The sequence below is a fragment of the Acetatifactor muris genome, from assembly GCF_024623325.1.
GTDB lineage: Bacteria > Bacillota > Clostridia > Lachnospirales > Lachnospiraceae > Acetatifactor > Acetatifactor muris.
The window spans coordinates 141,916-157,118 of record NZ_JANJZD010000001.1 but is presented as its reverse complement, the minus strand read 5'-3'; the positions used below and the strand labels follow the sequence as shown (position 1 = coordinate 157,118).

Annotated in this window: 9 protein-coding genes; all 9 read right to left on the bottom strand. The window is 50.4% G+C overall.

All coding sequences use genetic code 11. The annotated features are described in order from the left end of the window. Window positions 1–143 precede the first annotated feature (143 nt). The 9 genes from NSB25_RS00740 to NSB25_RS00700 all read right to left on the bottom strand — a co-directional run bounded on the left by NSB25_RS00740 (window position 144) and on the right by NSB25_RS00700 (window position 14,324). Window positions 144–2,846, bottom strand: a complete 2,703-nt coding sequence (locus tag NSB25_RS00740; protein ID WP_242982399.1) for an ATP-dependent DNA helicase — start codon at window positions 2,844–2,846, stop codon at window positions 144–146. A 115-nt stretch (window positions 2,847–2,961) separates the two neighbouring features. After that, entirely contained in the window at window positions 2,962–3,186 is a 225-nt protein-coding gene (locus tag NSB25_RS00735; RefSeq protein ID WP_172455077.1) for an HPr family phosphocarrier protein, read from the bottom strand. Window positions 3,187–3,327: 141 nt separating this feature from the next. After that, window positions 3,328–4,248 carry a TIGR03915 family putative DNA repair protein gene (locus NSB25_RS00730; RefSeq protein ID WP_242982398.1) on the bottom strand — a complete coding sequence of 307 codons (921 nt, stop codon included), beginning with the start codon at window positions 4,246–4,248 and terminating at the stop codon, window positions 3,328–3,330. A gap of 9 nt (window positions 4,249–4,257) precedes the next feature. Further along, a complete protein-coding gene (locus NSB25_RS00725; protein ID WP_103239688.1) occupies window positions 4,258–5,610 on the bottom strand; it encodes a putative DNA modification/repair radical SAM protein in 1,353 nt (450 codons plus the stop codon). 232 nt (window positions 5,611–5,842) lie between these two features. Beyond that, complete coding sequence (locus NSB25_RS00720; protein WP_103239644.1) at window positions 5,843–6,925, bottom strand: cell wall hydrolase; 1,083 nt, start codon at window positions 6,923–6,925, stop codon at window positions 5,843–5,845. Between the two features lie 123 nt (window positions 6,926–7,048). Then, on the bottom strand, window positions 7,049–7,834 hold the full coding sequence (locus tag NSB25_RS00715) for a TrmH family RNA methyltransferase (RefSeq protein ID WP_103239643.1): 786 nt from the start codon (window positions 7,832–7,834) through the stop codon (window positions 7,049–7,051). Window positions 7,835–7,852: 18 nt separating this feature from the next. Next, on the bottom strand, window positions 7,853–9,469 hold the full coding sequence (locus NSB25_RS00710; protein WP_242982402.1) for an ArnT family glycosyltransferase: 1,617 nt from the start codon (window positions 9,467–9,469) through the stop codon (window positions 7,853–7,855). A gap of 94 nt (window positions 9,470–9,563) precedes the next feature. Next, window positions 9,564–10,538 carry a 6-phosphofructokinase gene (gene pfkA / locus NSB25_RS00705; RefSeq protein WP_103239641.1) on the bottom strand — a complete coding sequence of 325 codons (975 nt, stop codon included), beginning with the start codon at window positions 10,536–10,538 and terminating at the stop codon, window positions 9,564–9,566. Window positions 10,539–10,619: 81 nt separating this feature from the next. Further along, window positions 10,620–14,324 carry a DNA polymerase III subunit alpha gene (locus tag NSB25_RS00700; protein WP_103239640.1) on the bottom strand — a complete coding sequence of 1,235 codons (3,705 nt, stop codon included), beginning with the start codon at window positions 14,322–14,324 and terminating at the stop codon, window positions 10,620–10,622. Window positions 14,325–15,203: the final 879 nt, after the last annotated feature.

Sequence of the window (15,203 nt, the reverse complement as noted above, 5' to 3'; positions counted from 1 at the left end):
GTCTGTCATTTTTTACAGGGTTTTTCTTCAAAAAATCCACAAAATCCACAGAGTTATCCACATTTACACATCTGTCATTTTATCACAATCCGCATGTCATTTCCATATTTTTATGAAAATGCCATCTTCTGCCGTCCCCCATCTCACAGCCATTCATCCCAGAAGCGCTCCACACGCTTTGCAACAGTGTCAACCGTCACCACTTCAAATTGCTCCCATTCCCTGGGAAACAGTCTGCGATAGGCAAATTGCAGGAACCTCTGGTCTAAAAGCGCAATAACTCCCACATCCTCCACTGTACGGATGACTCGTCCTGCCGCCTGCAGTACTTTATTCATCCCCGGATAGCGATATGCATAGTCAAAGCCGCTCTCCTCACTTCCGTCAAAATATCCCTTCAGAATTTCCTTCTCACTGTTTACCTGCGGCAGACCGGTCCCCACAATAACCGCGCCTATCAGACTGTCATTCTTCAGGTCAATGCCCTCGCTGAAGATTCCTCCCAGAACACAGAATCCGATTAATATGCGCTCCACTCCATCCTCAGGCCGCCGGAACCGGTTCAGGAATTCCTCTCTGTCCTCTTCACTCATGGATTCACTCTGTATCAGGCATTCTCTGCCCTCCCCTCCAAAGTTTTCCACATATTTCCCATAGATGACCCTCAGAAACGCATAGGACGGACAGAACACCATGTAATTTCCATGACGGTTTTTTACGATTTCTTCGAGATACCGTGCAATCGTGTCATATTCTTCCTCAGAACGCCTGGAAAATTTGCTGGTTACATCATTGGCAATCAGCAGGGCCCGCCTGGCCGGACTGAATACGGACCGGGCATACACTTCATAGTCTTCCGCCTCTCCCCCCAGCAGCTTTTTGTAATACTGGATGGGCAGAAGCGTGGCTGAGAAAAGAATCGTACTCCGCCCGCGAAGCATACAGTTTTTCAGATTCTCACTGGGATCCACACAGAAAAGCCTTAAGAAAAATCCCCTGTCTTCCAGCTGTGTGTAGATGACATAATGTTCATCCAGCAGATCATATATAGTGAGAAAATGTCTCACCTCAAAATAGAATTCCAGGAGCATGTCCCTCACCGGCAGCTTTCCCTCCTCCGGTTCGGCAAGGTACTCCTCCAAAACGTTCTGAAGCCGCATCAGTTCTCCCGCAAAGGTCTCAATCTCATCCACCAGGCGGTATTTCTCACATTCACGCTTCAGGGCAAGAAGCTCCCGATTACACTTCTGCAGCCTGTCCATCAGTTTATCCGCATACCCCCGCCGTACCAGAACACTTCTTCCGCCATGCCTTCTCCCGGCTATCCCGATCGCCCTGTCTCCTGCCTCTTCATACCTCTCCTCTTCATGCCTCTCCTCCCATACCTCCCTCCTCTCATCCTCCGTGTTACACCCATCCACGCAAACATCCGGCAGCAGAACAGATCGGATCTCTTCAACCACTTCAACCTCTTCCTGTGATTTCTCGCCCATTTGTGACACATACGTCATATCCCGTGTCATTTCCAGTGTCATTTGACCGGAAACACCAGTTTTTTTCTGCCTTTCTTCCTTTTCTGACACTACTGTCTCTTTAATCTCTCTGCGGAGCTCCATGAATGCCTCTTTCCATAGTATGGCACTGTACATCTCTCTGCCCCGTTCCAGCAGATTGTGCGCTTCGTCAATCAGGAAGACATAGTTTCCCTCCGAATTCTCTCCAAAAAAACGTTTTAAATACACATGGGGATCAAAGAGATAATTGTAATCGCAGATAACAGCGTCGGCAAACAGGCTCATGTCCAGCCCCATTTCAAAAGGACACACCATATGGCGACGGGCATATTCTTCCATATGCTCCCGACTGAAGTTCTCCTGTGTGATGAGCAGATCAAAAACAGCGTCATTAATCCGGTCATAATGTCCTCTTGCATAAGGACAGTATTCCGGATTGCATTCTGTCTCTTCCATAAAGCAGATTTTTTCCTTTGCCGTGAGAATAATGCTTTTCAAGTGCAGCCCATTCTCCCGGAGAATTTCCAGTGTATCATCCGCCACGGTTCTGGTGATCGTCTTCGCCGTCAGATAGAACAGCTTCTCCCCCATCCCTTTTCCCATGGCCTGAATGGAAGGGTATAGGGTGGAGATCGTTTTGCCCACCCCGGTTGGAGCCTCCAGAAAAAGTTTCTTCTTATGATATATGGTCTTATAAACATTGGCTGCCAGTTCCTTCTGGCCTTCCCGGTAAGGATAGGGAAATTTCAGTCCAACAATGGATTTCTGTCTGGTTCTCCGCCATTCCCACACATAATCAGCCCACTTTCGATACCCCTCTATCAGGCTTTCGAACCATTCCGTCAGTTCTTCCATGGAGTAATCTTCATAGAAGTAGCGCAGTTCCTCCGAAGTCATATTGCAATAAGTGATACGCACGCTGAGCGCTTTCGCCTCCTGCCCCAGGCCATACATAAAGGCATAGCACTTTGCCTGCGCGATATGCAGACGACCCGGTTCCCGCATTCCGGCCAGCTCACGGTAAGTTCCCTTAATCTCATCAATGATAATCCGGCCGTCCTGATGGATAATGCCGTCGGCTCTCCCCTCCACAACCAGGGCATAATTTTCCGTAAAAAGTGTATATTTCAGAGGAACCTCCGCCTGATACTCCGCTCCCATTCTTCGCTGTATCATACGGTGAATCCGTCCCCCTTCCTGCATGGCTGTATCCGGAGTCCCCTGATGACGATTGTCAAGATCTCCGTGACGCAGGATAAATTCCACCAGCCCCCGAACGGAAATGTGGATTTCTTCTCCTGGATGCCCGGAGCCAATCTTCGCTATTTTCATTCCTGTCCCTCATCCCACATAATTTCTTTTAACAGAAAACTCCCCATGTAAAGATAGTATCCTATCTCACACAGGGAGTTCTGTTCAGCCTGTCAAACCTTTTCCCGCACCGTCTTCAGCCCGCAGCGGCATACCTTTTCAACAGCTCTTCAAATTCACTGTTATATCCGTTATAGGATACTTTCAAAGGCCTGTGCAAATCCAGCCCGTATACTCCTAAAAATGACTTGGCATCAACAATATATCTGTTATAGGAAATGTCGATGTCAAAATCACATTTGGAAGCTGCATTTACAAACTGCTGGACTTCATTCGGAGTCAGGTGAATCATTCTAACCATTTCCATTCCTTCCTCTCAAATGTAGATTTCAACGTAACTGTCCGGCCGAAAGCCCAACGCTACATTTCAACGTATATCTCTTCCTACAGCTTACATTATATCCGAAAAAAGGAAAAAGTAAAGCTTTTTCTTACATGTTTTTCATATGAATTCCACCATATATTCCCGGAATCTCAGGGGCAGCATCCCCTTCTGAAGCTTTGGATTTTTCCTTTCTTTAATGGTTATAGTATGGCAAAATTGTCGAAAAAGTTCCTGATAAACTGTCTCCTCCGCTGAATATCGCAGCTGCATCGGCCTGTCCGCTTCCTCCCCGCGAAGCAGGTACCAGGCCTTTCCCGCCGGATGGATTCCAAACAGGTTCCTTTTTTCATCATATATCATAAAATTCTCTATGGACAGGCGATCCGCAAAATGCGGCATCAAAAACACCATAACATCGTTCTTCGGCCCGATCCGGGAGTACAGCACCCCGTTTTCCAGCTCCTGAAACCGCAGGAACTGTTTCTGGTGGCCTGCCTCTGTGGACACCCCTCTGGCCAGTGCAAATGCTCTGTGAATATAATTGTCCGCAAGATTATCAAATAAATGTCCGGGGCCGCATCCCCTGCGCAGCCCTTCCACCACCGTGCGGTAGACTGCCTGCGCTTTATCCATGTCATTGGCAGCCAGTGCCATACACAGATATTCGCAGTCCTCCCCGCCGAAACGCCTTTTCAAAGTATTCATGACCTTTCGTGTCTTCTCTTCATCCGGCTGTACTGTCACATCTTCAGCGAAAAGAATCGGATCGTCCGTAAGGCTCACCATTGTATCCTCATGGTCTCTTTTCTCCTCATATGCCAGATAAATTGCTGTAAACACGCTTTCCAACGTGTCCTCACATCTATATACCGTCATGTCCCCTCCCCCGCAGGGCGCCACTGAACGCCCCTGCAAATCTCCCCTGAAAACTCCTGCAAATCCCCCCTGCTGCGCCTGCTCACAGCCATGTGCTTTCCGCCTGAACGCTGTCGCAATGTCCCGGTGCCGTACAGCCGCGGTGGCCAAAGCAGCTGCCATGCCACCTGTCTACAGCTGACCTACAGCCGCCTGCTGCCTCTCCACAACCGTAACCGGACGGGTAAACGCAGCATCGTCAAACAGAGACATCTGGCGGTAGCTCATCCCGTCGCTGCCGAACTTTACACGGTCCTTTTCACTGGTAAGATTCCGCACGATATAGTCCTCATCCAGCTTCACCGGATACATCATCTTCCCGCTGCAGGTGATAAAATAAAGTGCTCTCTTCAGCACCACACCGATTCTTTTCAGGTCCTGAAAATTGAGACTGCCGCTCCTGCGCGCCGCCACAATCCGCCGGGCACTTTTCACCCCGATCCCGGGAACCCGGAGCAGTTTATCCATGGATGCACGGTTGATTTCCACCGGAAAATCTCCCAGATGACGCACAGCCCAGTCCTCCTTCGGGTCCAGCATCACGTTAAAAAAAGGTCTCTTTTCATCCAGCAGCTCCTCCGCTCGAAAGCCGTAAAACCGCAGCAGCCAGTCCGCCTGATAAAGCCTGTGTTCACGCAGAAGCGGCGGCCCTCCCGGCAATGCCGGCAGGCTTTTGTCCCCTGTCACATTCACGAACGCAGAGTAAAAAACCCTCTTCAGTCCAAACTTCTGATACAGTCCCTCCGCCACATTGATAATCTGATAATCACTCTCCGGCGTAGCCCCCACAATCATCTGGGTGGACTGTCCTCCCGCCACAAACTTCGGCGCGTTCCGATACAAAATCAGGTCGTTTCTGTTGGCGGTAATTCCGTTCTGTATCTGTCTCATAGGCGTCAAAATATTTCTTCGATGCTTGTTCGGCGCAAGTGTCCGCAGTCCTTCCGCCGTGGGAAGCTCCAGGTTCACACTCATCCTGTCAGCCAGATAGCCGGTTCTCTCTATGACTTCCGGATCCGCTCCCGGAATCGCTTTCACATGGACATATCCGTTGAAACGATATTGGTTCCGGAGAAGCCAGACGGTACGCCAGATCAGTTCCATGGTAAAGGTAGGGCTTCTGATGATGCCGGAACTCAGAAACAGACCCTCGATATAATTCCTGCGGTAAAATTCCATAGTCAGCGTGCAGATTTCCTCAGGTGTAAAAGTAGCCCGGGGAATATCGTTGGAATGGCGATTACGGCAGTATTTACAGTCAAAAATACACTCATTGGTCAAAAGTATCTTCAGAAGAGAAATGCACCTGCCATCACCGGAAAAACTGTGACAGATACCTGCCGCCACACAGTTGCCTATGCTCCGCCCGTCTCCCTGTCTCTCCACACCGCTGGAAGTACAGGCCACGTCGTATTTTGCCGCATCCGTGAGCACCTGCAGTTTATCGGTCAGAGGCATTTCCCCTTCTCTCACCATGTATTCCATCTTCCGCACCTCCGTACACTCCCGGTTCCATTCGTCCGACAGTTCAAAACATTTGTTCGAATCCAGAATAGCACATATGTTCGATTCCTGCAAGTGTTTTTCGAAATTTTTCCTTACAGGAACAGGCAGACCTGTAACTGTTCACCGCCTGACCGAAGGGTTTCAATGTACAAAAAAGCAGGGGGGCAGATTTATTGCTCTGCCCCCCCCGCTCTTAAGTCAGTCTCTCTCTTTAATAGAATACATGATTGCCGATAACCAGCCCTTCTCGGCCGTTGTTGCGGCGGAAATGGGTCAGATCTCCCACATTGGATACACCTGACAGCGCCTCCTCTGCCGCCTGAATACAGCTTGCGGAAATCTTACCGGACTCATACACTGCGTTCACCTTGCCATTCATGGCCGGTGTAAACTGGCCGGAAGCATAAATGACTCCATGGATGGAATTCGGGTATGCCGCACTCCTCACTCGGTTCATAACTACCGCACCTACCGCAACTTTGCCCTCATAGCTCTCCGCACCTGCCTCACACTGAATCAGTGCTGCCAGAAGCAATGTGGTATCCGCATCCGTTGTATACTCTCCATAATTCCTGTGCCGCTTTGCCTCTTCCTCGGCGGCCTGCCGGGCCTTGATTTCATCCATAGTCTCCCCGGCGTCAATGATGAAGTCCAATGCCACATATTCTGTGGACACATAGCCGTCACTGCCCTCAAAGTCCACACACACCCAGCCGTCCTCATCCTGGCTCAGAACCTCCACGATCTCTCCCTGGGGAAGCAGACCATGCACACCGGCTTCCGTGTTGGGCTCAGTACGCACCCGGAGTGTCTCCGTCTTGATGGTGGCAATCATCTTGCCCACGCTGTTCGCCAGGGCCTGCGCCTCCTCCCCGAACAGCAGATATTCATCGGAAGCCCATCCGATGATATTGCCCGACTGCAGTTTCGTCCATCCGTCTCTCCGTTCAAGAATGGTACCTCCGCAGTCCTTGTATAACATACCTACTTTCTCAGCTGCCTCATTCGCATCACTTCTTACATTCAGCGCATTCTGCACATTGGCCATAACCAGTTTTGTATCCTGTCCTTCCCCTTTCTCTTCGTCGAGACTGAGATTCAGTTCCCTGGCAGTAGCACTGATGATGTCAGCGGAATTGGAAGAACCCGGGTTGAGCACGGCAGTTACACCTCCGCGCAGCTGCTGCAGATAATCATTGTCCACAGCCCGTGCATCCATACCCGTCTGCAGAATCAGTGCCAGAGACAACACAGCTCCTGAAACCGCAGTGTACAGCTTTCTGCATCTTTTCATTTCTCTACCTCCATAAACAAATTCTGTACTTTGCAAAAAGTATGCCACTTTTTAATAAAGTTATTACAAAGTTATTAAATTTGTTACAAAGGTATCATAGCAGATGCTAAGATATTTGTCAAGTCACTGTCTCTGGCGGTATGCCTCATACATCAAAAGCGCGGCAGATATGGCGGCATTCAGAGACTCCACCCGGCCTTCCATGGGTATTTTCAGATACTGGTCCGCACTCCCGGCCAGCTCCGCACTCAAGCCCTTTCCCTCATTCCCGATGAGAAATGCCGTCCCCTCTCTGTAAGAAAAATCGGCATAAGACTTCTCCCCGGCAAGATGTGCGGCATAAGTACGTATGCCCCGTTCCCTCAGCAAACGGATTGTTCCGCACAGGTCTTCCACATAGACAAAGGGAACCCGGTATACAGAACCCATGGTGGCCCGAATGGTTTTGGCATTATAAATATCCACGGTCCCCTCACTCATCAGAATTCCCGTTATCCCCGCGCCCTCGCCGGTTCTCACAATTGTGCCCAGGTTTCCCGGGTCCTGCAGATTTTCCAATACCATAAATACAGGCCTGGGAATCGCCAGCAGCTCCTCCAGTCTGTATTCCGGTCTCATCATCACACACAGAATCCCCTGAGGGGTCAGCGTATCCGATATCTTTCCGAATATTCCCGGCGCCACAGTCTCATAGCCGGTCCTTTTCAGCTTTTCCCTCACCTCGGGATACTCCCCCGCCTTCTCCGCGGCCTCCCCGGAGAGATAGACTTCCTTTATCTGCGCTTCCGGCGCTTCCAGGAACATTTTAAAACCCTCCACGAGAAAAATGCCCGCCGCACGCCTCTCTTTCGCTTTTGCCTGCCATAACGCCAGCTGTTTGATTCTTGGATTAGAACTACTGGTAATCATACTGCTTCTCCCGAAAATTTATTTTGCCCAACTGGAACATCCGCGGACTGATGAATGTGAATCAGAAAGGCTTTTTTTATAAAAGAGCGAATATCCCTCATACCGCTGCTCTGTGAAGCCCGCTGCACGCAGCAGCTCGCAGTACTCATCAAAGCCGTCCCTCACAATATAGTTACACCCATCTTCAATCCCGCCCAGACCGCCGAAATGATACTTCCTGTAACAGCTCTCCTCCCGCGTTCCGAACCTCAGCTCATAGGGGGATATCAGCGTGCTCAGCGCATAGTAGATTTCCACCTCCGACATCTGTGTCTCCTTGTCCCGGAGTGTCTCGTCCTGTTCAATAAACGTCAGGGCTTCGGTCACCGGAATGTCAAAATAGGGAAGCAGATACGTCTCGGCCGTATACCTTCCGCTGTAATAATAGGCAGAAAACCTTACAAAACAGACTATATAGATGCCGATGATTCCTGTCAGCATCCATCTCTTACCTCTTCCAGAGATCAATCCGAAAATCAGTGTGTAAGCCCCTTCCACGGCCAGAAAAACAGCCGTAAAGAAAATGCCGTTAATTCTGTTTACATTGGTCGGAATATGAGATTCAAAAAACAGGATCGCAGCAAACCACAGAAAAATCATGACAGCCATGTCTGTCTCCCGTTTTTTCAGGGATTTCCACAGTTTTCTCAACGTATTGACTATACCGGTCAGGCAGAGTAGCACAGTAATTCCATATAAATTCAGATACCCCGGTGCGGAATTATATTCCAATTTCTCCCCAAGAAAGTCTCCCGCGAATATACTGAACAAAGCTTTGCAGAATTTACCCGGTCCAAACCATTCCAGCTCAGACACCCGGTACCGCTTTAATTTGGTGATGGTAAAGCATCCCAGACGAAATTCCTCCAGATCAAAATAATTGACTGCCTGCACCAGAATCAGCGGCAGCGCCAGAATTCCCATGGGAACCGCCATGGCCGCCCATCCCTTCAGAGAAAAGCGCCTCCCCCGCAGCAGATACCCGAACGCCAGCATCAGAAACAGCGGCAGAATCATATAGGCAAGCGCATAGGTGTACAGCAACAGCCCGCCCGCAAATCCTGCGATCACATATCTGAATATTTTCCCGCTCTGTACGGCAGTTACCAGACAGTAGAGAAAAAGGGTTGACATTCCCAGCATCAGATTACAGTCCAGGCCAAATCGGGAGGACAGTATAAAGTAGGGACAGATTATCAGTAATCCGCCTGCCGCCAGAGGCAGAAAAGTACTCTGCGGATATACTTTCTTCACCAGCTTCATTCCGAACACCAGATTCAGCAGAGAAAACGCTGCTGCCGGAAGCCTGACCAGCCACACACTGTAGCCGAATACCCGAAATAATCCTGCGCACAGAAAAGCATAAAGGGAACTCTGGCCTCCCCCCAGATTCGTTAAATATACCGGCCATGATTTCAGATAACGATCTACACCATACTCCGACAGGCACCATGCATCGTATGCCATGCCGGCCTCATCGATGTGTATCCCGTAGGGCAGCGTGGTAAGCTGCCAGAGCCTGGTGACTGCAAAAAGCGCAAATATCCCCAAAAGCAGACCGTATTTAATCCATTTCCCATTCTTTACAGAATACATATTCACAGGCGCAACCTCCCATGTTTTTGACTGACAGAAAACAAGGACGGTCATTCCCCCGGGAACAGCCGTCCGTCGCCTCTCAACATCATACTCAAATTGTCAGCATCCTGGCTACCTCATACTGATATCTGTCAATATCCTTCTGCATCATCAATGCTTCCTCAATGCCGAAATCGGTAAATTCACCGTACCGGTAGCCCACCACACGATTCGTCTTACCCTCCAGCATAATATCCACCGCTCTGGCTCCCATGATAGAAGCATAGTAACGGTCCGTGGCCGTCGGGCTGCCGCCCCTCTGCATGTAACCCAGTATCGTGGCTCTGGTCTCCACCCCTGTGGCGGCTTCGATTCTTTTCGCCATGGATGTGGAATGACCAATCCCTTCCGCGTTAATAATCAGATGGTGAATCTTGCCCCTCTTCCGGCTCTCGATAATATGATTTACAATTTCCTGCTCATTATAATCATAATTCTCCGGCAGCAGAATGTCCTCCGCGCCGTTGGCAATACCGCACCAGAGCGCAATATAACCTGCATGACGGCCCATTACTTCAATGATACTGCAGCGCTCGTGAGAAGAAGAAGTATCCTTCACCTTATCAATAGCCTGCATGGCGGTGTTGACCGCCGTGTCAAATCCTATGGTGTAATCCGTACATGCAATATCCAGATCAATAGTCCCGGGAATCCCCACTGCATTGATCCCCTGCCTGGAAAGCGCCTGGGCTCCGCGGTAGGAACCGTCTCCGCCGATGACCACGATTCCGTCTATGCCATGCTTTCTGCAGATATCAGCCGCTTTCTTCTGGTACTCCGGTCTCTTAAATTCCAGACATCTGGCCGTGCCCAGAACGGTACCGCCCTTCTGAATAATATCAGACACATGACGGGGCTCCATATCTATAATATCTTCATTTAACAGTCCGTTATAGCCCTTTTTGATACCCTTGACCTTCAGACCTCTGTAAATAGCCGTACGAACCACCGCACGGATGGCGGCATTCATTCCCGGCGCATCTCCGCCGCTGGTCAAAACTGCGATTGTATTTAATTTATCAGACATGCTTCAATCCTCCTCGCAACTCTTTCGCTTATCCATTTTAATCCTTTTTATAACGCTTTTCAATAGGAGAGCCGATATTTATCAGCCGGCGGCCGGATTTTTTCGAATTTTTACGTTTTCCGAACCAAATATGCCGCCCAGCTTCCGCTGCAGTTCTCCGTCAGCCTCCACCCGGCGATTGGGCGGCAGAAGCTTGTACTCCTTCGTGTCCTTCAGATAGATGACCACATCATCCTCTCCGTCGGAATCCGCAATGGCGGAAAACAGCTCCTTCTCCCTGGAAAAATAACTGTCCGCATCGGGGAACTGAATCCACACCCCCTCCGGAACCTTTTTCTTCTCTTTCCTGCCGTTGTCCGGCTCACTCACAGCATTCCCGCCGCCTGCATTTCCTATGTATCCGTTCCTGTCGGAGCCTGTGCTTCCACTCCCACGACTGCCGGTACTTCCATATCCGCTTCCCCGGGTTCCGCCTCCATATCCGCCGTTTCCATACCATTTCCCCGACAGATTCCGGAAAATGGGACCTCCTTTCGCTTCCATGGCCTCCTCGAAAGTGACAATCTGCTCGCAGACTACTTTCCCATCCTTATCTTCCTCCGCATTGGCCCGTCCCCTGATGAAGATTCTGGCATCCTCCATCAGCATTGCACTGTACTGCTCATAATCCCTGGGGAATACCACAACTTCCACATTGCCCACAAGATCTTCCAGGTTTAAAAAGGCCATCACCTTGTCATTTCTGGTGTACTTGATGGTTTTATCCGCAATCATGCCTCCCACTACCACCTTCGCCTGGTCCGCCACCTTTGCACTTCCGATTTCCTCGTCCAGCGCAAAATCATTTGTGGTATGGGTAATGTACTGCTGCCAGAGCTCCCGGTCCGACTCCAGCGGGTGGCCACTGAGATAAATGCCCAGCACTTCCTTCTCAAATGCCAGTATCATTTCCTTCGGATACTCGCCCACATCCGGCAAGCGGATATCAAATTCTTCCTTCTGCGAATCATCTGCAATGTCAAAGAGTGAAATCTGCCCCGCCAGATTATTTTTCTTATCCTTCGCCATGTGATCCATAATCTGCACATAGACGCTCATAAACTGTTTCCTGGTACCGCCCAGACCGTCCAGCGCCCCCGCTTTAATAAAGTTCTCCACGGCGCGCTTGTTCACTTCCTTATCTGCCGTCCTGCCGATGAAGTCCTTCAGGTTTGTAAAAAGCCCTCTCTCCCTGCGTTCCTTTGCAATGCTGTCGATGGCCGGCCGGCCCACCCCCTTGATGGCGGTCAGTGCATAACGAATATGTCCGTTGCTGACAGAGAAGCCTCTCTGCCCCTGGTTGATATCCGGCGGCAAAAGCTCAATTCCCATATTCCTGCAGGTCAGAATATATTCCGACACCTTTTTCGTATTGTCAATGACGGAAGTCATCAGCGCCGCCATGAACTCCACAGGATAGTAATATTTCAGCCAGGCTGTCTGATAAGCCACCACAGCGTAACAGGCCGCATGAGATTTGTTGAAGGCATATTTGGCAAAATCCGTCATATCATCGAAGATTCCGCTGGCCACTTTCTCTCCGATGCCTCTGGACACACAGCCCGGCACACCTTCTTCCTCGTTTCCATAGATAAAATTAGCCCTTTCCTTCTCCATGACAGACTGCTTCTTCTTGCTCATGGCACGGCGCACCAGGTCGCTGCGTCCCAGAGTATATCCCCCCAGCTCCCGGACAATCTGCATCACCTGCTCCTGATACACGATACAGCCATAGGTGGGCGCCAGTATGGGTTCCAGCTGCGGACAGGAGTAAACCACATCCGCATGATTATTTTTCCCCCTGATATATTTGGGAATAAAATCCATAGGCCCCGGCCGATACAGGGAAATGCCGGCAATAATATCTTCCAGATTCTGCGGCCGCAGCTCCTTCATGAAATTCCGCATACCCGCACTTTCCAGCTGGAACACACCATCGGTTTTCCCCGTGCCGATGGCCGTCAGAACCTGCGGATCATTATAGTCAATCCTGTCTATGTCAATTTCTTTTCCTGTGGTCTCCTTCACGAACCCCACGGCGTCCTGTATTACTGTGAGAGTCCGCAGCCCCAGAAAATCCATTTTTAAAAGTCCCAGTTCCTCCAGCGTGGTCATGGTAAACTGTGTGGTGATAGAGCCATCGCTTCCCCGGGAAAGCGGCACATACTCATCCGCCGCCTCCGGACAGATGACCACCCCCGCCGCATGCATGGAAGTATGCCTGGGCAGTCCTTCCAGCCGTTTACACATGTCAATCAGATGGCGTACCTGCTCATCTTCCTCGTACAGCTTATGAAATTCCGGATTCTTATTCAGGGCCTTGTCAATGGTGATATTCAGCTCTCCCGGAATCATCCTGGCAATGGAATCCACAAAGGCATAGGGCAGGTCCATGACACGCCCCACATCCCGAATGACACCCTTCGCCGCCAGGGTACCGAAGGTGACAATCTGAACCACTTTCTCAGAGCCATACTTCCTGTCCACATAGTCGATGACCTCCTGCCTGCGATTGTAGCAGAAGTCAATGTCAATATCCGGCATGGACACACGCTCCGGATTCAGAAACCGCTCGAACAGCAGATTGTATTGGATGGGCTCAATATTGGTTATCTTCAGGCAATAGGACACGATACTTCCGGCAGCGGACCCTCTGCCCGGTCCCACTGGAATCCCGTTGCTTCTGGCATAATTAATAAAATCCCACACAATCAGGAAGTAGTCCACATATCCCATGGTACGGATAACAGAAAGCTCATAATCCAGCCGCTCCCGCAGGGTCTGTCCCGTATCTCCCGCAGGCTGATTCCCATCCCCGTAACGCTCCGCCAGTCCATCGTCACATAATTTATTGAGATATCCCCAGGAATCATATCCTTCCGGCACCTCATACCTGGGCAGCCTGGTCACGCCGAACTCAATTTCCACATCGCAGCGGTCGGCAATCCGCTGGGTATTTTCCACCGCTTCCCACGCATAGGGAAACAGGCCTTTCATTTCCTCCTCGCTCTTGACAAAATACTGTCCGCCCTCATAGCGCATTCTGTCCTCGTCAGCCAGCTTTTTATTGGTCTGAAGGCACAGCAGAATGTCGTGGGAATCCGCATCTTTCTCATAGGTATAGTGAACATCATTCGTTGCCACCAGCGAAATATCCAGTTCCCTGCTCATTTTCAGCAGCTCTGTGTTCACCTGTCTCTGTTCCGGATACCCATGGTCCTGAAGCTCCAGGTAAAAGTTTCCCTTTCCAAAACAGTCCTCGTATTTCTTCGCCGCCTTTCTGGCTTCTTCAGGCAATCCCTTTGATATCCAGCGCTGTACTTCCCCCGCAAGGCAGGCGGACAGGGCAATAATGCCCTCGTGATATTTATTCAGCACCTCCATGTCCACCCGGGGCCTGTAATAATACCCTTCCGTAAAGCCTCTGCTGACGATTTTCATCAGGTTGGCATATCCGGTATTATTCTCCGCCAGCAGCACCAGATGGTAATATCTGTCCTCCCCTCCGGTGGTCTCCTTATCAAACCGGGAGTTGGGCGCCACATAAATCTCGCAGCCGATTATGGGTTTGATCCCCTCCGCCTTCGCAGCCCGATAGAAATCAATCACACCATACATCACGCCGTGATCCGTAATGGCGGCACTGTTCATGCCCAGTTCTTTCACCCGGGAAACATATTCTTTTATTTTGTTGGAACCATCCAGAAGAGAATATTCCGTGTGGACATGAAGATGTACAAATGCCATGGCTGAAGACTCCTTTTTATCCGGGATCGTATGAGTTAAAATACTTCTCCTAATACTATACTGAAACTGTGAGCATTTGTAAAGAAAGATTTGCAGAAATGGCCGGCCTGTGTCATCGTTTGCGCAAGCCCGGATTTATCATAAAAATCCCTGCTTATTTCACAAGGTGCAGGTTCCTGCAGGGACTTACCAGGGACTGCCTCCTGAGACCGGGATTCCTGCAGGGACTTACTGGGGACTGCCTCCTGAGGCCGGGATTCCTGCGGCAGGTCAGGTGGAAAGCAAAGGGACGGCAGAGGAGGCCGGTGGTTCTTTCCTCGGCGGGGTAACGCGCCGGTAAACTAAGCCTCAACTTCGACTAAAGCGCGAAAGTACCGCGCTTAAGTCTGCGTAGAGGCTGGATTTTACCTCTGCTAAGAGCACCCCTTGGTGCTAAAAGTGTCCTTGCGGACACTTGGAAAGAGCCACCGGCCTCCTCTGCCTGTTTCTCTGCAGGTTACACTAGCCCAGGGCAAGTATGGACTAAGCGCTTTGGTCCAGCGTGGTTCGTGAAGTTCCAGTGCCTGGTATAGATATGGACTAAACTTTCTGGTCTGGCGTATTTTGTGAAATTACAGTTCTCTGCAGCCATAAGTCGGTCTGCGATATTGCCATTGCCCACTAAACCCTGCGGAAAGACAGGCGGAGAAGGGGTGGGAGGCTCTTTCCAAGTGTCCAACGGACACTTTGAGCACCAAAGGGGTGACCTTAGCAGAGATGAAATCCACTGCCTACTGAAACTTGGGAGCGGTACTTTCGCTCCTTAGTTTCTGTTGGCAGTTAGTTCATCGGCGCGTTACCCCTGCCGAGGAAAGAGCCTCCCACCCCTTCTCCGCCGTC